This is a genomic window from Bradyrhizobium sp. NBAIM18, from assembly GCF_020193825.1.
Taxonomy (GTDB): Bacteria; Pseudomonadota; Alphaproteobacteria; order Rhizobiales; family Xanthobacteraceae; genus Bradyrhizobium; species Bradyrhizobium yuanmingense.
The window spans coordinates 30,682-51,465 of record NZ_JADYVO010000008.1 but is presented as its reverse complement, the minus strand read 5'-3'; the positions used below and the strand labels follow the sequence as shown (position 1 = coordinate 51,465).

The following is a 20,784-nucleotide window of genomic DNA, read 5'->3' as shown; positions in this document are numbered from 1 at the left end:
TGCCGTGCACTGCGGCAGCTCGCATCGCAACATCAAGTGCGGATCATCAATTAGTGATCGGAGATCGTGACGGTAGTCGTGCACAACGACGTTAACTCTTGTGGCGCAACGAAGTGCCGCAATTTGTGAAGAGATGTTCTAAACAGCTGACCGAATTCCCGACTCATTGTCGTCGCATGGTCTTCATGCGGCGCCGCTAACAGGGGCGCGCGAACCGGACGAGCGGCTGAGGCGACATGAGCAACGATTTCGACTTTGATCTATCGACCGACCAGTGGGAAGCGCTCAAGGCGCTTCGCAACCCGGTGTCGAACGGTCGCCTCGCGAAGGCCTATCTCGTCGAAAGCCTCGCCAAGCTCGGCCTCGTTGTCATGAATGACGGCGTGCCTGCGATAACATCCACAGGACGCAAGGTGCTGGTGCGCGGCTCATGCCGGCTGCTCGATCTCGTGGCGTGACGAGATCGCCTGCTGCCGCGTAACTGCGCCATCGCCTGAAAAATAACCTTTAGCTCTTCATCGAAATCGGATTTGCTTCTTGCGACAAGATCTGGCGCGCAACGACGCTGCGCCAGACAGGCAAGGGAGCTGATCATGAACGGGCTTGGTGGGCTGAACAAATCCCCCAACGGTGTGGTTATCGGACTTGTGCAGTTGCAGCTGCCTAGCGTGGTGAGCGCGGCCGATCTGGCCAGGCAGACCGAGCGCATCGTCTGGATGGTCGGCAAGGCCCGCCGCAATCTCTCCACCATGGATCTGGTGGTCTTCCCCGAATACTCGCTGCACGGCCTGTCGATGGACACCAATCCGGAGATCATGTGTCGGCTTGACGGACCGGAGGTTGCGGCCTTCAAGCAGGCCTGTGTCGATAACAAGATCTGGGGCTGCTTCTCCATCATGGAGTTCAACCCGCATGGCAATCCCTACAACTCGGGCCTGATCATCGACGATCACGGCGAGATCAAGCTCTACTATCGCAAACTTCATCCCTGGATTCCGGTCGAGCCGTGGGAGCCCGGCGACATCGGCATTCCCGTGATCGAGGGACCGAAGGGCGCGAAGATCGCGCTGATCATCTGCCATGACGGCATGTTCCCGGAGATGGCACGGGAATGCGCCTACAAAGGCGCGGAGATCATGATCCGCACCGCCGGCTACACCGCGCCGATCCGCGAAGCCTGGCGCTTCACCAACCAGGCCAATTCGTTTCAGAATCTGATGATCACCGCAAATGTCTGCATGTGCGGCTCGGACGGCTCGTTCGATTCCATGGGCGAAGGCATGGTCGTCAATTTCGACGGCACCGTGCTGGCGCATGGTACGACCGGCCGTGCCGACGAGATCATCACCGCAGAGGTCCGGCCGGATCTCGTGCGCGAAGCCCGCATCAACTGGGGCGTCGAAAACAACATCTACCAGCTCTGGCACCGCGGCTATGTCGCGGTGAAGGGCGGCGCGATGGACTGCCCCTACACCTTCATGCAGGACATGGTCGCCGGCACCTTCCGATTGCCGTGGGAAAATCAGGTCAAGGTCACCGACGGCACCTCGTGCGGCTTCCCGGCCCCGACGCGGATGTTCGGCAAGACGGCGAAGGCGGCGGAATAACCCGGTTTCTCCGGTGAGACCGCGACAATCTGGCACCGTGGCCTGCGCGCTCGGCAACCTCGTCGGCAATTGCGTCGCAACCGTCGCGATCGCGGCCTGGGAAGGCGATCTCGACCGGCCAAGGCGGCCAAGGTGCTGGAGGGCGCGAGGTGGTCGACGTGACGGCGGGATAGAGGTTCGGCGATCAATCGTTCCACTGGAGGAGTGGCGTGCCGTAGGCCCTCCTCCAGACCGACAGAAAGCGCGGAAACCACGAGTGGGCCACGGCACCTTTATAGGCCCAGGTGCGATACTTCAGACCCTGCTCCGAAATCAGCTCCTGATAGCCGCCGTGGAGTTCGGTCGCGGCGCGAATGTCCTTCAGGATCCCTTGCGCGCAGGCCCGATAGGTATCGCCACCCGAGAACTCATCGTAATCCAGCATGCGGTCGGCAAATTCGACGTTGAACGTCGGCCAGGAGGAACGCCCCTGATATGCGGGAGCTGCAATCTTGTGGATCATCTTGGTCCGCGGGTTGTCCGCCGAAACCAGGAAGTGGAACGTGCTCGGAATGCGAAACCGTGGCTCGGCGATGATCAGATCCGTCGTGGCCGCGAACAGCGCGCGCTCGCTCGCCTCGCTCATATCCCAGAAGCCGCGATGCACGCTGACGAAATCCAATGCGACCGACGATGCCGGTGAGCTCGCCGGGCCGTCCAGGGAATGCCTGATGTAGCCGTTCTTGCCGAAGAGGCGGAGCAGATCCCTCTTGTACTGCGCAAGGTCGCGCCCGAGCAGCCGCTTCAGCTCGTTCTCGCCGACGATCCCGAGCTGCACGCCCCACACGAAGGTCGTGTAGACGCAGGCATTGGTGACGAAACGCCGTCGCTCGGCGCGGGTATCCGTCGCCGCGGAGCGCGGGCCGTTGGCGTCGCACAGCAAATATCTGGTGCCGTCAGCGTCGAAGGACTCCAGCTCGCTCGCAAGCTTCAGGATCGCGCGATTCAGGTCTCCGCCATATTCGGCCAACAACAAGCGGCCGGCATGCGCGCATTGCGACATCGCAAGGTAGGACGACGCCCTCTCCTCGGCAGAGATCATCTGCTGCAGACCGGCGAGAATGCCGAGCAGCGTATCCGAGGGTCGCGAAAAATAGTTCACGCCGAGATACCGGCCGCGCCCGGCCGGTACGATGGTCGTGGTGACCACGTCGGCGCGAACGGCCTCCAGCAGCAGGCGCACGCTCTTCTCGAGCAGACGGACCCGTCGCACCGCGTCCTGCGCATCCATGATGGTTTCAGGATCGAGAACGTCGGGATAGAACCAGGCGAAGTCGCGGGGGTAATAGGCGGAGGCGTGCGGTGCGCCGGTGACGAGGAAGGCCTCGGTCACCGAAAAGGCGCTGTCCATCGAGTGCCGATAGAGGTCCTCGATCGCCGACAACGAATGATGCGATTGTCTCAGGAATCGATCACCGAGGAAATTGACCGCCTGAAGGGCGTTGGCGACGAAGGTCGCAGTCATCCCCTGATAGAACCGGTTTTCACGATGTGATGGAAAAGAGATGTCGCTGTTCATGTCCGTCAATCGGCTGATTGTCTCGTGACCCTCGTGATGATGGCCGCCATTTTAAACATGACTGATTCGTATCTCTACCCGGTGACTTGCGGGTTCGTGACGCTCGCCTAGGCCTTACGCGGCCCGAAATTCTCGATCACCCGCAGCAGCACACGCGCGCCGGCGTCGGCATCGGCGAGCGCGACATGCTCGTCCGGGTGATGGCTGATGCCGCCGCGGCAGCGGACGAAGATCATGCCGACATCGGCAATGTCGATCATCGCCATGCCGTCGTGCCCTGCCCCGCTCGGCAGCTCGAACACGGAGAAGCCTTCGGCTTTGATCGCTTGCGCGATCTGCTGCTTGAGCCAGGGCGCGCAGGGCGCGGTGCGGTTCTCGTGGGTAACGTCGAGCTGAAGCGCCAGCTGTCGCCGCTTGGCGATCGCCTCGATCTGGCGGACGACATCGGCCACCGCGCGCTTGCGATGCATGTCGGTCGGCGCGCGCATGTCGATGGTGAAGGATACCTCACCCGGAATGACGTTGGTCGCGCCGGGCCTCGCCTGGATGTAGCCCACGGTGCCGACGAGGCCGCCCTCGTCGTTGCGGCAAAATTGCTCGATCGCACTGATGCATTCGGCCGCGCCGGCGAGCGCATCTCGGCGCAGCGCCATCGGCACGGTGCCGGCGTGACCGGCCATACCCGAGAGCCGGGCCGCAAGGCGCGTGGCCCCGGCAATGGCGGTGACGACGCCCACGGGCAGGTTCTGCGCTTCCAGCACCGGCCCCTGCTCGATGTGCAATTCGAGATAGGCAAGCAGCTCGCGCCGCGCGCGGGCGGCCGCACCGATATGGTCGGGATCGAGGCCGAACTGCACGAGCGCCTCGCGCATCGACACGCCGCCGCGGTCGCGCGTGTTCAGGATACTCTCATCGAAGGTGCCGGCCACCGCACGGCTGCCGAGCAAGGTCGAAGCGAACCGCACCCCCTCCTCGTCGGCAAAGCCGATCACCTCGATCGCAAATGGCAGGCGCTTGCCGCGGCGGTTGAGATCGGCGACGCAAGAGATCGCGGTGATCACACCCAGCGGTCCATCCCATTTGCCGGCATCGCGCACGGTGTCGTAATGCGAGCCCAGCATCAGGCAGGGCATGCCCGGCCGGTCGCCTTCGTACCGTCCGCAGACATTGCCGATGGCATCGAGATGGGCGCTCATGCCGGCCTCGCGCATCCACCCCATAATGAGGTCCGCGGCCTTGCGCAGCTCCTTGCTGAGGAAGATGCGGGTGAGCTTCTCGGGCTCTTCCGAGATCGCGCCGAGCTCGTTGATGCGGCGAACGATCTCATTGCCGAGCGATGCATCGTGAACGGTACCAGCGCCCATCTCGGCGAGCTTTCCACCTTCTGAGGACACCGCGGTCCTGACGACAATCGATACAAGTTCGGTGCCAGCAGATATCCTCCGGCGCCGTCCCAGTCAGCGCGTGGTTAGCATGAATGCGCCTTGCCGGCCGACCGTCCGACGCGGGTCATGCACATGCGCGAGCAGGTTCTGGCTGCTCAACTCCTCTGCATACAATACCTTTATATTGCCTATGAATTAGACTGCCGCTTTCCTCGCCAAGTTCAGAACACACATCATTCGATATTTACTTCAAGTACTTACAAAGAATTGCACGCTTCATAGTCTCTGGCACGAAGCTTGCGACATCTGATCCCGGCTCCGCCAAGCCGGCGCAGCCGTGAGATCAAGGCGGGGCATCCGCCAAGGGGAGCGAGCAATGGATTCTGGCAGGATTTCACGACGTCATGTGTTGCAGGGCGGCGCGGCCCTCACCCTCGGCGCGGCAGCGGGCCTCCACCCGGCCTTCGCGGCCGAGACCACCATCGGCTTCATCTATGTCGGCTCGCGCGACGACTACGGCTACAACCAGGCGCACGCGCAGGGCGCGGCGGCGCTGAAGAAGATTCCCGGCCTCAAGGTGGTCGAGGAGGAGAAGGTGCCGGAGACCGACGCGGTCGAGAAGACGATCGAGTCCATGATCAATCTCGATGGCGCCACCCTGCTCTTCCCGACCTCGTTCGGGTACTACAATCCGCACATGATCAAGATGGCCAACAAGTACCCGAAGCTCCGCTTCGAGCATTGCGGCGGCCTCTGGAGCGAGAAGGACCCCAAGAACGCCGGCAGCTATTTCGGCTATATCGACGAGGCTCAGTACATCTCCGGCATCGTCGCCGGCCTGACATCGAAGAGCAGCAAGCTCGGCTTTGTCGCGGCCAAGCCGATCCCTCAAGTGCTGCGCAACATCAACGCCTTCACGCTTGGCGCCAAGTCCGTCAATCCAAAGGCCACCACGCAGGTGATCTTCACCGGCGACTGGTCGATGCCGGTCAAGGAGGCCGAAGCCACCAACAGCCTGATCGATCAGGGGGTGGACGTGCTCACCTGCCACGTCGATGGGCCCAAGACCATGGTCGAGAACGCGGCGCGGCGCGGCGCCTTCGTCTGCGGCTATCACACCAACCAGTCGGCGTTGGCACCAAAGGCCTATCTCACCGGCGCGGAGTGGAACTGGGAGGCGCTCTATCCGAAGTTCGCCAAGATGATCGCCTCCGGCGAAGGCATTCCGAATTTCTACCGCGGCGGCCTGAAGGAAGAGATCGTCAAGACCTCGCCCTATGGCGAAGCGGTCTCGGCCGAAGCGCGCAAGGCCGCCGACGCGGCCAAGGCAAAATTCCTGTCGGCAGAAGGCTTCGCCATCTTCAAGGGTGGGTTGGTCGACAACAAGGGCAAGACGGTGATCCCTGCCGGTACCGACCGCGGCCAGAAGGATCCTGAACTGGAGAAGATGGCCTACCTGGTCGAGGGCGTGCTCGGAGCCACTTCGTGACGACGGAAGCGGCGGATTCCACGGAGGCGGTCGGGACAGTCGCCCCGGCCGCCGATCCCGGTTTCCTCCAGCGTCACGGCGGCACGATCGAATATGTCCTGATTCCGGGCGCGGCGCTGGTCGGCGCGCTCGCGGTGTTCGGCATCTTCGTCGCGATGTTCGGCAAGAATCCGCTCGATCTCTATTTCTACATGTATTACGGCGCGTTCGGCACCTGGTTCTCCTGGCAGAACACGCTGACGCGCGCAGCGCCCCTGATCCTCACCGCACTCTGTACCGCGCTGCCGGCGCAGCTCGGCATGGTCATCATCGGCGGTGAAGGCGCGCTGCTGATCGGCGCGTTGTCGGCGACCAGCGCCGCACTCGCGCTTCAGGGCTTGCCGCCGCTCGTCGTCCAGGTCGCCATGGTCTGCGCCGGCGTGATCGGCGGCGGGCTGTGGATCATGCTCTCAGGCGGCTTGCGGCAGTATCGCGGCGTCAACGAGACCATCTCGAGCCTGCTGCTCGTCTACATCGCGCTCGCGATCCTCAACCATCTCGTCGAGGGGCTGATGCGCGATCCCGCCAGCCTCAACAAGCCGTCCACCCGCGAGATCGGCGCCGCCAACATGATCGGCTCCATTCCAGGCACCGACGTGCATTGGGGCTTCGTGTTCGGCCTGATTGCCGCGATCGCCTCTTACATCCTGATCTATCACACCGTGTTCGGCTTCGCCGCGCGCGTGGCCGGCGGCAACATCCGTGCTGCGAAGATCGTCGGTCTCGGCGTCGACAAGCTGATCCTGACCGTCTGCTTCCTTGCCGGCGGCGCGGCTGGCCTCGCCGGCATGGTCGAGGTCGCCGCCGTGCAGGGACGCACCAACGCCAACCTCGCCGCCGGCTACGGCTTCACCGGCATTCTCGTCGCCTTTCTGGCGCGGCAAAATCCGCTCGCCATCATCCCCGTCGCGATCCTGCTCGGCGGCATCAGCGCCAGCGGCGGCCTGCTGCAACGCCGCCTGGGGCTGCCCGATGCGTCCGTGCTGGTGCTGCAGGGCATCATCTTCGTCTTCGTGCTCGCCAGCGATGCGCTCTACGGACGCATCGGATTCCTGAAGGGAAAATCCTGAGATGGCAGACGGATCGATCGGCCTCTGGACCGTCCCGCTCGCCGTCCTCGGCGGTGCCATTCGCGTCTCCACCCCATTCCTGTTCGTGAGCCTGGGCGAATGCATCACCGAGCGTGCGGGCCGCATCAATCTCAGCCTCGAAGGCACGCTGGTGATGGGCGCGATGAGCGCTTATGGCATCTCCTATCTCACCGGCTCTCCGTGGCTCGGCGTGCTTGCCGCCGGCATCACCGGCGCGCTGCTGGGTGCGCTGCATGCCGGCATCTGCTCGCTGCCGCGCGTCAACGACGTTGCCGTCGGCATTGCCTTGATGCTGTTCGGCACCGGCCTTGCGTTCTATCTCGGCAAGCCGCTGATCGAGCCGACAGCGCCGCGGCTGCCCGCCATCGACTTCGGCTCGTGGAGCGACATCCCGCAAGTCCAGGCAGCGCTGCGCATCAACGTGCTGTTCCTGATCGGCGTGGCGCTGGCGCCAATCCTCTATTGGGCCTTCCGCACCACCCGCTGGGGCTTGCTCATCCGCACCGCCGGCGAGAGCGCGGATGCCGCACGCGCGATGGGCCATTCCGTGCTGCTGATCCGCCTGCGCGCCACCATGGCCGGTGGTTTCCTCGCGGGCATCGGCGGCTCGTTTCTGTCCCTGTTCTACCCCGGAAGCTGGAACGAGGGCCTTTCCTCGGGCCAGGGCATCACCGCCGTGGCGCTCGTGATCTTCGCGCGCTGGGATCCCCTGCTCTGCCTGTGGGCCTCGCTCGCCTTCGGCGGCGCGGCGGCGCTGGGTCCAGCGCTGCAATCGGTCGGCGTCACCTCCGGCTATCACCTCTTCAACGCCGCGCCCTACATCCTGACGCTGGCGATCATGATCATCACCTGCTCGCCGAAGCGGACACTGACCGGCGCGCCCGCCGAACTCTCGATCACACGGTAACACGCACGAGGTCGTCCATGCCCGAGCGCTACATCAAGTCCGAGCCCTATGCCTGGCCCTACAATGGTGATCTCCGCCCCGAGAACACCGCGCTGATTATCATCGACATGCAGACCGACTTCTGCGGCGTCGGCGGCTATGTCGACAAGATGGGCTACGACCTCTCGCTGACACGGGCACCGATCGAGCCGATCAAGCGGCTGCTCGCAGTGATGCGCAGCCAAGGCTTCCATATCATCCATACCCGCGAGGGCCATCGCCCCGATCTCTCCGACCTGCCCGCCAACAAGCGCTGGCGCTCGCGCCAGATCGGCGCCGGCATCGGCGATCCCGGCCCGTGCGGACGCATCCTGGTGCGCGGCGAGCCCGGCTGGGACATCATCGAAGAACTCGCGCCGCTACCGGGCGAGCCGATCATCGACAAGCCCGGCAAGGGCTCGTTCTGCGCCACCGATCTGGAGCTGATCCTGCGCGTGCACGGCATCGAGAACATCGTGTTGACCGGGATCACGACCGACGTCTGCGTCCACACCACGATGCGCGAGGCCAACGACCGCGGCTTCGAATGCGTCCTGCTGCACGATTGCTGCGGCGCGACCGACAAGAGCAACCACGACCACGCGCTGAAGATGATCAAGATGCAGGGCGGCGTGTTCGGCGCAGTCTCGACCTCTGATGCCTTCATCGGAGCAATTTCGTGATCATCGGCGAAACGCCACCGCCCTCGGGCGCCTTCGGCGTCGACGCCGTCGCCATGACCATGCGCTTCGGCGACTTCCTGGCGCTGGACAATGTCGCGCTTAAGGTGCGGCCGGGCTCGTTCCACGCCCTGCTCGGCGAGAATGGCGCCGGCAAATCCACCCTCGTCAAATGCATCATGGGCTACTACCACGCGACCGAAGGCGACATCATCGTCGGCGGCCGCGAGCAGGCGATCGCCAACCCGAAGGATGCCCACGCTCTCGGCCTCGGCATGGTCTACCAGCATTTTACGCTGGTGCCGGCGATGACGGTTGCCGAAAACCTTGTGCTGGCGCGCGATGACGTGCCGGCCGTGGTGAACTGGCCGAACGAGATGAAGGAGCTGGAGGCGTTCTTGGGCAGCATGCCCTTCAAGGTACCGCTCTCCGCAAAGGTCTCCGACATCTCTGCCGGCGAACGGCAGAAGTGCGAGATCCTCAAGCAGCTTTATCTGAAGCGGCGCTTCCTGATCCTGGACGAGCCGACCTCGGTGCTGACCCCAGCGGAAGCCGACGAGGTGCTCGGCATGCTCCGCGACATGGTTGTGAAGGGCGAGCTGACCATCCTGATGATCACGCACAAGTTCCGCGAGGTCATGGCGTTTGCCGATGACGTCACCATCCTGCGCCGCGGCAAGCTCGCCGGTGCCGGCAAGGTTTCCGAGCTGACGCCGGACGCGATGGCCCGCACCATGATCGGTGCCGAGGAGTTGACGGTGCAGCCGCCGCGCACCGGCGAAGCCGGTCAGGCCAGGCTGGAGCTGCAAAAGCTCCGCGCCCTGGACGATGCGGGCGCCGTTGCCGTGCACGATGTCTCGCTCACCGTCCGCGTCGGCGAGATCGTCGGCATCGCCGGCGTCTCCGGCAACGGCCAGCGCCAGCTCGTCGAGGTGCTGGCCGGCCAGCGCGAGGCCGAAAGCGGCGAGATCCGCGTCGCCGGCGATCCCTATCACGCCAGCCGTGAGGAGATGCGGCGCCACAAGATGTCTCTCTTGCCCGAGGAGCCGCTGAAGAATGCCTGCGTTGGCGGCATGAGCGTCGCCGAAAACGTCGCCTTCCGTGATTTCGACCGTGCGCCCTTTGCAAGTGGCGGCTGGTGGCTCAATCCCAGCGCCTTTCGCGACGACGCGAGGACGAAGATTGCCCGGTACAAGATCAAGACCCGCACGCCTGACACGCCGATCTCGGCGCTGTCGGGCGGCAACGTGCAGCGCGCGGTGCTGGCCCGCGAGCTCGGCGGCGACGTCGAGGTGCTGATCGCGGCCAATCCCTGCTTCGGCCTCGATTTCGCGGCGGTGGCGCAGATCCACGCCGAGATCATGGCCGCGCGCAACCGCGGCGCCGCCGTCCTGCTCGTCAGCGAGGACCTCGACGAGCTGCTCGAACTGTCGGATAGGCTCGTGGTGATGTTCCACGGCGAATTCGTGTATGAAGCGCGGACCAGCGAAGCCGATCTCACAGTGGTCGGCCGCCACATGGCGGGGCACTGAACGGAGGATCGATGGGCGACGCATCAGGGCGGGACGAGCACTTTCTGCGCCTGTCTTTCGCGGTCGCCGGCCGTTCCCTCACCCATGGCAACCACCCCTTCGGCTGCATCGTCGTCGATGCCGACGGCAAGGTGCTGATCGAAACTGAGAACGGCTACATGCCGGATCGCGACGGCACCGCGCATGCCGAGCGTCTTGCAGCCACCCAGGCCTGTCGTACACTCGATCGCGAGGTGCTGGCGAAAGCCACGCTCTATTCCTCAGCGGAACCCTGCGCGATGTGTGCCGGCGCGATCTACTGGGCCGGCATCGGCCGCGTCGTCTATGGCCTCAGCGAACATCGCCTGCGCGGCATCACCGGCAACCATCCGGAGAATCCGACGCTCGATCTGCCCTGCCGCGAGGTCTTTGCCCGCGGCCAGCGGCCAACGGAGGTCGTCGGACCGTTGCTGGAGGACGAAGCCGAAGCGCTGCATGAAGGTGTGTGGATCAAATAGCAGAGGCTGATCGGTGTCCGCTGCCGATGGATTAAGCAGGGAATGCGGCTTTTCGCATCTTACGCGGGGGTTCAAACTGGCCCAATATCGAGGCAGTTAACCCATGCGAGCGCATCAGCGGATGTTAGATCCGACGCCCAACGGCCAGCATTCCGGCGAGTTCCCGCTCCTGAGGACGATCGGGCTCACCAAACGTTATGGCGATTTCCTCGCCAACGATTGCATCGATATCGAGATCCGGCCGAGGGAAATCCACGCCCTGCTGGGCGAGAACGGCGCCGGCAAGTCGACGCTGGTCAAGGCGATCTACGGACTGATCCAGCCCAGCGCCGGCGAAATTCACTGGCATGGCGAGCGGATCGTGCTGTCCGGTCCGTCCGAAGCGCGCAGTCGCGGCATCGGCATGGTGTTCCAGCACTTCTCGCTGTTCGACAATCTCACGGTCGCCGAGAACGTCGCGCTCGGCCTCGACGGCAAGGAATCCTTCAAGGACATGTCGGCCCGGCTGGAACAGGTGTCGAAGACTTATGGTCTGCCGCTCGATCCCAGGCGTGAGGTGTGGCAACTCTCCGTCGGCGAGCGTCAGCGCATCGAGATCGTCCGCGCCCTGATGCAGGATCCGAAATTCCTGATCCTGGACGAGCCCACCGCGGTGCTAACGCCGCAAGAGGCCGACCAGCTCTTCATCGTGCTCGAGCGCCTCAAGGCCGAGGGCCGGGCCATCCTGTATATCAGCCACAAGCTGGAGGAGGTGAAGCGGCTCTGCGACACGGCGACGATCCTGCGCGGCGGCAGGAAGGTCGCCACCTGCAATCCTCGGCTCGAAACCGCCGCCTCACTTGCGCGGATGATGGTCGGCGGCGAGGTCAAGGAGGTGAAGGGCGCATCCGGCCGCAGGACCACCGTGCCGCGGCTCGTCGTCAACGATCTCTCGCTGGCTCCCGTCGAAGCGCACGGCGTGCGGCTCGAGCACATCTCATTCGAGCTGAAGGGCGGCGAGATTCTCGGCATCGCCGGCGTCGCCGGTAACGGCCAGGACGAATTATTCGCGGCGCTCTCCGGCGAGCGCCTCGCGAAGGCCCCCGGGACGGTGGTGATCGAGGGCATCGCCGCCGGTCACCTTTCGATCACGCAGCGGCGCAAGCTGGGCGCGGCCTTCGTTCCCGAAGAGCGGCTCGGCCACGGCACCGCGCCGCGGATGAGGCTGTCGGAGAACGCGCTGCTCACTGGCCATGCCGCCAGCGGCATGGTCCATCGCGGCTTCATCGATACAACGGCCACGCTGAGAACGGTCGACCGCGCCACCGAAACCTTCGACGTCCGCAAGGCCAAGCGCGATCCCGAGGCCGCCAGCCTGTCCGGCGGCAATCTGCAGAAGTTCATCGTGGGACGCGAGATCCTGCGCAATCCCGCGGTACTGGTGGTGAGCCAGCCGACCTGGGGCGTCGATGCCGGCGCCGCCGCCGTCATCCGTCAGGCGCTGCTTGATCTCGCCACCGCAGGCGCCGCGGTCCTCGTGACCAGCCAGGATCTCGACGAGCTCGCCGAGATTGCCGACCGCATCGCCGTGATGTTCCACGGCAAGCTGTCGGCTCCGCTCTCGGCACGCGAAGCAAGCCGCGAGAAGCTGGGCCTTCTGATGGGCGGCAGCAGCCTGCAGCCAAAGGAGATCGCGCATGCAGCTGGTGCTTGAGAAGCGTGCCGAGCGCTCCGGCACGATCGCGCTGGTGTCCCCCCTGATCGCGATTGGCCTCACGATCGTGACCATGGTCATCCTGTTCGCGATCCTCGGCAAGAATCCACTGCTTGCCCTGCACGCCTATTTCATTGCGCCCCTCACCGACGGCTATTCGCTCCAGGAGATCGCGGTGAAGGCGACGCCGCTGGTGATGATCGCGATCGGCCTGTCGCTGTGCTATCTCGCCAACGCCTGGAACATCGGCGCCGAAGGGCAATTCCTGATCGGCGCAGTCGCGGGAAGCTGGATCGCGGTGAAGACGCAAGGTACTGATGCCGGCGCCTGGGTGCTGCCGGCTATGCTCGTCCTCGCCGCCGCTGCGGGCGCGCTCTATGCGCTGATCCCGGCGATCTGCAAGGTGAAATTCGGCGCCAGCGAGATCCTGACCAGCCTGATGCTGGTCTATGTCGCCGACCTCTTCCTCGACTATCTCGTGCGCGGCCCCTGGCGCGATCCGCACGGCTTCAATTTCCCGACCACGGCCGAGTTCGATCCGGTAGCGACCGTGCCGTTGCTGATCGAAGGCGGCCGGCTGCATCTCGGCTCGATCATCGCCCTGCTCGTCGTCGCGGCAGCCGCGATCCTGCTCGGGCGCACCATCAAGGGTTTCGAGATCCGCGTGGTCGGCGCTGCGCCGCGCGCCGCGCGGTTCGGCGGCTTCAACGCCAACCAGCTCATCATCCTGACCTTCGCCGTCTCCGGGGCGCTGGCCGGGCTTGCCGGCGTCATCGAGGTGGCGGGTCCAGTCGGACATCTCCAGCCCGGCATCTCGCCAGGCTACGGCTTTACCGCGATCATCGTCGCTTTCCTCGGCCGGCTGAACCCGCTTGGAATATTAATTGCAGGCCTCTTCCTCGCGTTGACCTTTATCGGCGGCGAGCAGGCGCAGATCGCGATGAAGATTCCGCTGGACGTCACCAAGGTCTTTCAGGGCATTCTGCTGTTTTACGTGCTCGCCTGCGACTCCCTCATTCTCTACCGCTTCAAGCTGGTGTTCCCGAACCGAAAGGTGATGGCCCGTGGAGCTGGTTGAGGCCATCATCCTGGCGGTGCTTGCCGCATCGACGCCGCTGTTGATTGCGGCGACCGGCGAGCTCGTGGCCGAGCGTTCCGGCGTGCTCAACCTCGGGGTCGAGGGCATGATGATCGTCGGCGCGGCCTGTGGCTTTGCCGGCGCCTGGCTGACCGGATCGATCTTTATCGGCGCGCTGTTCGGCGTCGCCGCCGGCACGCTGATGTCGCTCGTCTTCGCGCTTATGGCACTCGGGCTCGCCGTCAACCAGGTCGCAACCGGCCTCGCGCTGACCATCTTGGGTGTTGGCCTCTCGGGTCTGATCGGCGCCGGCTTCGTCGGCGAGCGCATCACGCCGGCCGTGCAACTCTCTATTCCCGTCCTGACGGATATTCCGCTGATCGGCCGCGTGCTGTTCGGCGAGAATGGCTTCGTCTATTTCTCGATCGCGCTGATCGTCGCCGTGTGGTGGTTCCTGTACCGCACGCGAGCGGGATTGATCCTGCGCGCCTGCGGCGACAATCACGTTTCCGCACATGCGCTCGGCTATCCCGTCCTGCGCATCCGCACCCTCGCCGTGATGTTCGGCGGCGCCTGCGCGGGTCTTGCGGGCGCCTATCTGCCGCTCGCCTATACGCCGTTCTTCATTCCGGGCATGACCGCCGGCCGCGGTTGGATCGCACTGGCACTGGTGGTGTTCTCGTCCTGGCGGCCGGGCCGGCTCGTCGTCGGCGCCTATCTGTTCGGCGCGGTGACGATCCTGCAACTGCATGCGCAAGGATGGGGCGTCGGCATTCCCTCGCAATTCATGTCGGCACTGCCTTATCTCGCGACGGTCATCGTGCTGGTCCTGCTCTCCCGCGCGCGCACGGGCGGCTCGACCGCACCGGCCGCGCTCGGCACGGTGTTCGTGCCCGACCGCTAGATTTCGTTTCCGCAGTGTGCACGATGGGGCGCGCATGCTGCGGATCGTGGCTTCCCCCGAAGTTTGGAGATCGATGATGAGGAAATCACTTCTTGCACTGGCTGCCGGGCTCTTGCTCGCTGGGAGCGTCAGTGCGGCCTCCGCCGCCGACAAGCTGAAAGTCGGCTTCGTTTATCTCGGTCCGATTGGAGACCTCGGCTGGACCTATCAGCACGACCTCGGTCGCCAGGCGCTGGTGAAGGAACTGGGCGACAAGATCGAGACCACTTATCTCGAGAACGTGCCCGAAGGCCCGGACTCCGAGCGAGCGATCGAGCAGCTCGTCCGTGCCGGCAACAAACTGATCTTCACCACATCGTTCGGCTACATGGATCCGACGCTGAAGGTCGCCAAGAAATATCCGAACGTGCATTTCGAGCACGCCACCGGCTACAAGCGCAACCCGAACATGTCGACCTATTCGGCGAAATGGTATCAGGGCCGCTACATTCAAGGCCTGATTGCGGCCAAGATGTCGAAGTCGGGCGTGCTCGGCTATATCGGCTCGTTCCCGATTCCGGAGGTCGTCTCCGGCATCAACGCGACGATACTGGCGGCGCAGACCATCAATCCGAACATCAAGGTCAAGATCATCTGGGCCAACACCTGGTTCGACCCAGGCAAGGAGGCCGACGCCGCCAAGGCGCTGATCGACCAGGGTGCCGACGTCATCATGCAGCACACGGATTCGCCCGCCGCCATGCAGATCGCCAGCGAACGCGGCAAGCTGGCCTTCGGCCAGGATTCCGAAATGATCCAGTTCGGGCCAAAAGCCCAGTTGACCTCGATCATCAACAACTGGGGGCCCTATTATATCGAGCGCGTCAAGGCCGAGCTCGCCGGCACCTGGAAGTCCGAGGACACCTGGGGTGGCCTCGACAGCCGCATGTTCGCGATGGCGCCCTACACCAACATGCCTGACGATGTGAAAAAAATGGCTGAGGATGCCCAGGCCGCGATCACCGCGGGCAAGCTGCATCCGTTCAAATGCCCGATCGTTGGGCAGGACGGCAAGCCGGTCGAATGCAAGGGCGGCGGTCACCTGGATGACGGCCAGATCCTCGGCATGAATTTCTACGTGAAAGGCATCGACGACAAGCTGCCGGGCAAGTAGCACGCTTCTTGCATTGACTAAATCACCTGCTCCTCCCGGAGGAGGTTCGGAGGGGGTGGCCAGAAGCACCCGGCACTTGTGGCTGCCCCCTCTTTCTCTATTTCGCCCGGCTATCCAGCCCGCATGGCCCGCGCCGCGGAACTGTGGCGGCGGATGAGGTCTGCCACATCGAGACCCGGGATCGCACCGTCGATCACGGCCCATTTTCCAGCCACCATCACCCGGTCGGCGCGATGCGCCCCGCACAGCACGAGCGCAGCCAGCGGATCGCCGTGGCCGGAGAAGCGCAGCTCGTCGAGCCTGAACAGCGCAAGATCGGCGGCCTTGCCGACGGCGATGTCGCCGAGTTCCGGCCGGCCGACACACGCCGCCGAACCCTTGGTGGCCCAGCGCAGGGCATCCTTGTGGCTGACCTTGGTGACGCCATAACGCGCACGTTGCAGCAGGAACGCGGCCCGGACCTCCTGCATGAGGTTGGATCCGTCGTTGGAGGCCGAGCCGTCGACACCAATGCCGATCCCGACGCCGGCCTCTTCCATATCGCACACCGGGCAACAGCCCGACGCGAGCAGCTGGTTGCTGCACGCACAATGGCTGACGGTCGTGCCGGCCTTGCCGAGCCGTCTCATCTCGTTCGGATTGAAGAAGATTCCATGGGCGAGCCAGGTGCGCGCATTGAGCCAACCGCATTGCTCGAGATAGTCGAGTGGACGGCAGCCATACATCTGCTGGCAGAAGCTGTTCTCGTCCTCGGTTTCGGCGAGATGGGTGTGCAGGCGCACGTCGAGCTTGTCGGCGAGATCGGCGGTGGCGCGCATCAGCGACGTCGTCACCGAGAACGGCGAGCATGGCGCGAGCGCAATCTGCACCATCGCATCCGCGCCGCGCTGGTGATGCTTGGCGACCACGCGGGCGCTATCGGCGAGAATGGTGTCCTCGTCCTGCACGACGCTGTCGGGCGGCAAGCCGCCGTCGCGCTGCGATAGGTTCATCGAGCCGCGCGTGAGCAGCACGCGCACGCCGAGGCGCTTAGCCACCGCCACCTCGATATCGACGGCGTCTTCGAGTCCGGCCGGGAAGACGTAGTGGTGATCCGTCGTGGCGGTGCAGCCGGAGAGCAAGAGCTCGGACATCGCCACGGTGACGCCGAGCTCGAGCGCTTCCGGCGTCAGCCTTGCCCACACCGGATAGAGCGCCTGGAGCCAGGGGAACAGCTCGCGGTCCATCGCCGCCGGCACCGCCCGCGTCAGCGTCTGGTAGAAGTGATGATGGGTATTGATCAGGCCCGGCAGCACGACGTGTTCGCCCGCATCGAACACTGCGACATCGGCGGTTGCGGGCACACCGCCCGCCGGCACGAGCTCGACGATCCGGCCGCCCTTCACGACAATGCCGCGCTCGGCCCCGTCGGCGAGGATGGCCAGCGGATCCCTGATCCAGGTCGAACTTGCCTCAGTCATGATCCTGCTTCTCCTCGCCCACCCTGACGGCGGACCTGCAAGGCCGAGGACGATTGCGTCCTTTTCGACTTGTTGTTGCCACTTGGCTCCCGTCTTGCAACACTTCGCTCGGACCATTCAACCGTCGGAAGCGTTGGCGCAGCCATGGACTTGAATACCATCACAGCCGTCGCCCATCCGCAAACGCGCGCGCAGCTGCCCGTTTGGACGGCAGGTGATGCTTGGCTCGCGGGCGGCACCTGGCTGTTCTCGGAGCCGCAAACGCATCTGACGCGGCTGATCGATCTCACCGATCTGAAATGGCCGGCACTTGCGATCACAGAGAGCCACCTCTCGATCGCCGCCACTTGCACCATCGCAGAGCTCGATGGACTCGCCTGCCCGTCCGATTGGCTCGCAGCGCCGCTGATCAACCAGTGCTGCCGGGCCTTCCTTGCCTCGTTCAAGATCTGGAAGACCGCAACCGTCGGCGGCAATCTCTGCATGTCGCTGCCTGCGGGGCCGATGATCTCGCTGACGTCGGCACTCGACGGCGTCTGCACCATCTGGAAGGCCAGCGGCGGCGAACAGAGGCTTCCGGTCACCGAATTCGTCACCGGCAACCAACGCAATCGCCTGACGCCAGGCGACCTGCTCCGGCAGATCGATATCCCGCTTCCCGCTCTGAAGCGCCGTACGGCCTTCCGCCAGATCTCGCTGGCGCCGGTCGGCCGCTCGGCGGCGCTGCTGATCGGCAGTCTCGAAGCCGACGATACGCTGACAATCACAGTCACTGCGTCGACGGTACGGCCGATCCAGCTGCACTTCCGCAAGGCTCCGGACGCAAGCTCGCTGCGCGCCGCGCTCATGCAGGAGATTACCGATGATCTGTACCACACGGATATCCATGGCGCGCCACTCTGGCGCAAGCACATGACGATGCGCTTGGCCGAGGACATTCGCGTCGAGCTGCTGGGAGCGATACCCGCATGAGCCTGGAGGTCAATGGCAGGGGATTTTCCCAGGAGCCGCGCGCCGGCCAGTGCCTGCGCACGTTCCTGCGCGAGCTCGGCCATTTCGGCGTGAAAAAGGGGTGCGATGCCGGCGACTGCGGCGCCTGCACCGTGTTGCTGGACGGTGAGCCGGTGCACAGCTGCCTGATCCCGGCGTTCCGGGCCGAGGGCCGCACCGTGACCACGATCGAAGGCCTTGGCGGCGATCACGGCACGCACCCGATGCAGCAGGCCTTCCTCGATGCGCAGGGCTTCCAATGCGGGTTCTGCACCGCCGGCATGATCCTGACCTGCGCCTCGTTGAACCAGGCGCAGCGCACCGATCTCGGCGCGGCGCTGAAAGGCAATATCTGCCGCTGCACCGGCTATCGGTCGATCGAGGACGCGATCCTCGGCAAGACCAATGTCGAGGCAAGCGTCGAGGCGGGCGCCGCCTTCGGCCGCAGCCTGCCGGCCCCCGCAGGCCCCGACGTGGTCCGCGGCACGGCACGCTACACTTTCGACACTGCAATCGATGGCCTGCTGCACATCAAGCTGCTGCGCTCGCCGCATGCGCACGCCAGGATCATTGCGATCGACAAGTCGGACGCGCTGAGCATCCCCGGCGTACACGCCGTGCTGACGCACGAGGATGCGCCGTCCGTCCTGATGTCCACGGCGCGGCACGAAAAGGACTGGATGGACCCGGAGGATACTCGCGTCCTCGACGCTGTCGTCCGCTTCATCGGCCAGAAGGTTGCCGCGGTCGTCGCCGAGACCGAAGCCGCCGCCGAGGCGGCATGCCGCAAGCTGAAAGTCAGTTACGAGGTCCTGCCGGCGCTGATCGATCCGGAGCTGGCGATGGCCCCGGGTGCGCCGGTCGTTCATCCCGACCGTACAACTGCGAATCGCGTTGCCGATGCCCAGCGAAACCTGGTCGCGGAGACGCATGGCGAGTTCGGCGATGTCGCGTCGGCGCTGGCTACATCTGCCGCTACCTACGAGGCCACTTTCCACAGTCACCGTGTGCAGCACGCTGCGCTCGAGACCCATGGCGGCCTCGCCTGGCTCGATGATTCCAGCGTGCTCAACGTCCGCACCTCGACCCAGGTGCCGTTCCTGACCCGGCGCGCCCTGTCGGACATCTTCCAGCTTCCCATGGACAATGTCCGCGTGTTCTGCGAACGCGTCGGGGGCGGCTTTGGCGGCAAGCAGGAGATGTTCGTCGAGGACATCCTGGCGCTTGCCGCGCTGAAGACCGGGCGGCCGGTCAAGCTGGAGTTGACACGCGAGGAGCAGTTCATCGCGACCTCGACGCGGCATCCGATGCGGATCCACGTCAAGGCCGGCGCCGATGCGGGCGGCAAGCTTACCGCGCTTCAGCTCGACGTGCTCTCCAACACCGGCGCCTACGGCAATCATGCCGGCCCGGTGATGTTCCACGCGCTGGCGGAGTCCATCGCCGTCTACAATTGCCCGAACAAGCGGGTCGACGGCGTCGCCGTCTACACCAACACCGTGCCGGCGGGCGCGTTTCGCGGCTATGGCCTGCCGCAGGCGCTGATCGCGGTGGAAGCGGCGATCGACGAACTGGCGCGGCAGCTCGGCATCAGTCCCTACGAGATGCGCCGGCGCAATATCGTGAGGCCCGGCGATCCCATGCTGTCGCCGCCGCCGTCCGAATATCACGACGTGCTCTACGGCTCCTACGGGCTCGACCAGTGCCTCGATCTCGTCGAGCGCGCGATGCAGGCCGATGACCCGCAGCCGGAGCTGTCGCCGGATTGGCTGATCGGCGACGGCATTGCGCTGACCATGATCGACACCGTGCCGCCGGCCGGCCACTTCGCCGATGCGACGATCGCACTCAACGACGACGGAGGCTTCGACCTCACCGTAGGCACGGCCGAGTTCGGCAACGGCACCAGCACCGTGCATCGCCAGATCGCGGCGACCACGCTGGCGACCACCGTCGAGAGAATCCATCTGCGCCAGTCCGACACCGCCCATGGCGGCCACGACACCGGCGCGTATGGCAGCGCCGGCACCTTCGTTGCCGGCAAGGCGACGCATGCGGCAGCCGTGCAGCTTGCGAGCGAGCTGAAGACGGCCGCCGCCGGGGCCTGGCTGTGCGATGTGGAAACTTGCGCGCTCGATGCGGACTCCGTCGTCAGCGGCGTCCGCCGCATGCCTTTTGCGGAGCTGGCGAAGCTCGCCCGCGAGCGCGGTCGGCCGTTCGCAGGCAGCGGCACGTCCGGCGGCACGCCGCGATCGGTCGGGTTCAACGTGCAGGGCTTTCGCGTCGCGGTGAACAAGGCGACCGGCGAGCTCCGGATTCTCAGGAGCGTGCACGCCGCGGACGCCGGCGTCGTCGCCAATCCCATGCAGTGCCGCGGTCAGGTCGAAGGCGGCGTGGCGCAGGCGCTCGGCGCTGCGCTCTACGAGGAGATGGTGATCGACGCGAGCGGGCGCGTCACCAATCCGAAATTCCGCGACTACCACCTGCCCTCTTTCGCCGACGTCCCGCGCACGGAGGTCCTCTTCGCCGAGACGTCCGACACGATCGGCCCGCTCGGCGCGAAGTCCATGAGCGAGAGCCCTTACAATCCGGTCGCCGCCGCGCTCGGCAACGCGATCGCGGACGCCACCGGCATTCGCTTTACTGCGCCGCCCTTCAAGCCGGACCGGCTGTTTCCGGCGCTCCATGACAAATTTGGCTAGA

General features: G+C 64.9%; 17 protein-coding genes. 14 read left to right on the top strand and 3 right to left on the bottom strand.

Going from position 1 to position 20,784, the window contains the following annotated elements; translation table 11 throughout:
* The first annotated feature begins 236 nt into the window (after positions 1-236).
* Together I6F17_RS19310 and I6F17_RS19305 are read left to right on the top strand one after the other, a co-directional pair.
* Positions 237-458: a hypothetical protein gene (locus I6F17_RS19310; protein WP_036045311.1), complete on the top strand. Its 222-nt coding sequence runs from the start codon at positions 237-239 to the stop codon at positions 456-458.
* 135 nt (positions 459-593) lie between these two features.
* The gene (locus I6F17_RS19305) at positions 594-1,607 is read left to right on the top strand and encodes a formamidase (protein ID WP_225125519.1); all 1,014 of its coding nucleotides are present in this window, start codon (positions 594-596) and stop codon (positions 1,605-1,607) included.
* Positions 1,608-1,791: 184 nt separating this feature from the next.
* Here I6F17_RS19305 and I6F17_RS19300 read toward each other — a convergent pair whose 3' ends face one another.
* Together I6F17_RS19300 and I6F17_RS19295 are read right to left on the bottom strand one after the other, a co-directional pair.
* Positions 1,792-3,165 (bottom strand): hypothetical protein, encoded by a 1,374-nt coding sequence (locus I6F17_RS19300; RefSeq protein WP_225125517.1) that lies wholly within the window; start codon positions 3,163-3,165, stop codon positions 1,792-1,794.
* A 107-nt stretch (positions 3,166-3,272) separates the two neighbouring features.
* Positions 3,273-4,529 (bottom strand): allantoate amidohydrolase, encoded by a 1,257-nt coding sequence (locus tag I6F17_RS19295; protein WP_036045330.1) that lies wholly within the window; start codon positions 4,527-4,529, stop codon positions 3,273-3,275.
* Between the two features lie 397 nt (positions 4,530-4,926).
* Here I6F17_RS19295 and I6F17_RS19290 point away from each other — a divergent pair, with 397 nt between their 5' ends.
* The 10 genes from I6F17_RS19290 to I6F17_RS19245 all read left to right on the top strand — a co-directional run bounded on the left by I6F17_RS19290 (position 4,927) and on the right by I6F17_RS19245 (position 15,631).
* Entirely contained in the window at positions 4,927-6,039 is a 1,113-nt protein-coding gene (locus tag I6F17_RS19290; RefSeq protein WP_225125515.1) for a BMP family ABC transporter substrate-binding protein, read from the top strand.
* Positions 6,036-7,148, top strand: a complete 1,113-nt coding sequence (locus I6F17_RS19285; protein WP_036045300.1) for an ABC transporter permease — start codon at positions 6,036-6,038, stop codon at positions 7,146-7,148. Before I6F17_RS19290 ends, I6F17_RS19285 begins: the two co-directional genes overlap by 4 nt.
* Position 7,149: 1 nt before the next feature.
* Complete coding sequence (locus tag I6F17_RS19280; RefSeq protein ID WP_225125513.1) at positions 7,150-8,076, top strand: ABC transporter permease; 927 nt, start codon at positions 7,150-7,152, stop codon at positions 8,074-8,076.
* A gap of 17 nt (positions 8,077-8,093) precedes the next feature.
* The gene (locus I6F17_RS19275) at positions 8,094-8,777 is read left to right on the top strand and encodes an isochorismatase family cysteine hydrolase (RefSeq protein ID WP_225125512.1); all 684 of its coding nucleotides are present in this window, start codon (positions 8,094-8,096) and stop codon (positions 8,775-8,777) included.
* On the top strand, positions 8,774-10,306 hold the full coding sequence (locus I6F17_RS19270) for an ABC transporter ATP-binding protein (protein ID WP_225125510.1): 1,533 nt from the start codon (positions 8,774-8,776) through the stop codon (positions 10,304-10,306). The genes I6F17_RS19275 and I6F17_RS19270 overlap by 4 nt, the downstream gene beginning before the upstream one ends.
* A gap of 11 nt (positions 10,307-10,317) precedes the next feature.
* The gene (locus I6F17_RS19265; RefSeq protein WP_225125507.1) at positions 10,318-10,803 is read left to right on the top strand and encodes a nucleoside deaminase; all 486 of its coding nucleotides are present in this window, start codon (positions 10,318-10,320) and stop codon (positions 10,801-10,803) included.
* A gap of 121 nt (positions 10,804-10,924) precedes the next feature.
* Complete coding sequence (locus I6F17_RS19260) at positions 10,925-12,496, top strand: ABC transporter ATP-binding protein (RefSeq protein WP_225125496.1); 1,572 nt, start codon at positions 10,925-10,927, stop codon at positions 12,494-12,496.
* Positions 12,480-13,574: an ABC transporter permease gene (locus I6F17_RS19255; RefSeq protein ID WP_225125487.1), complete on the top strand. Its 1,095-nt coding sequence runs from the start codon at positions 12,480-12,482 to the stop codon at positions 13,572-13,574. The genes I6F17_RS19260 and I6F17_RS19255 overlap by 17 nt, the downstream gene beginning before the upstream one ends.
* Complete coding sequence (locus I6F17_RS19250; RefSeq protein ID WP_225125484.1) at positions 13,561-14,478, top strand: ABC transporter permease; 918 nt, start codon at positions 13,561-13,563, stop codon at positions 14,476-14,478. Before I6F17_RS19255 ends, I6F17_RS19250 begins: the two co-directional genes overlap by 14 nt.
* Positions 14,479-14,554: 76 nt before the next feature.
* On the top strand, positions 14,555-15,631 hold the full coding sequence (locus I6F17_RS19245) for a BMP family ABC transporter substrate-binding protein (RefSeq protein ID WP_192893407.1): 1,077 nt from the start codon (positions 14,555-14,557) through the stop codon (positions 15,629-15,631).
* Positions 15,632-15,741: 110 nt separating this feature from the next.
* On the opposite strand, the gene I6F17_RS19240 is transcribed toward I6F17_RS19245, so the two are convergent.
* The gene (locus I6F17_RS19240) at positions 15,742-17,091 is read right to left on the bottom strand and encodes an 8-oxoguanine deaminase (RefSeq protein WP_225125482.1); all 1,350 of its coding nucleotides are present in this window, start codon (positions 17,089-17,091) and stop codon (positions 15,742-15,744) included.
* A 144-nt stretch (positions 17,092-17,235) separates the two neighbouring features.
* On the opposite strand from I6F17_RS19240, the gene I6F17_RS19235 reads away from it, so the two are divergent.
* Positions 17,236-18,063, top strand: coding sequence for an FAD binding domain-containing protein (locus I6F17_RS19235; protein ID WP_225125472.1), 828 nt, complete (start codon positions 17,236-17,238; stop codon positions 18,061-18,063).
* Entirely contained in the window at positions 18,060-20,783 is a 2,724-nt protein-coding gene (locus tag I6F17_RS19230; protein WP_225125470.1) for a molybdopterin cofactor-binding domain-containing protein, read from the top strand. Before I6F17_RS19235 ends, I6F17_RS19230 begins: the two co-directional genes overlap by 4 nt.
* Position 20,784 lies beyond the last annotated feature (1 nt).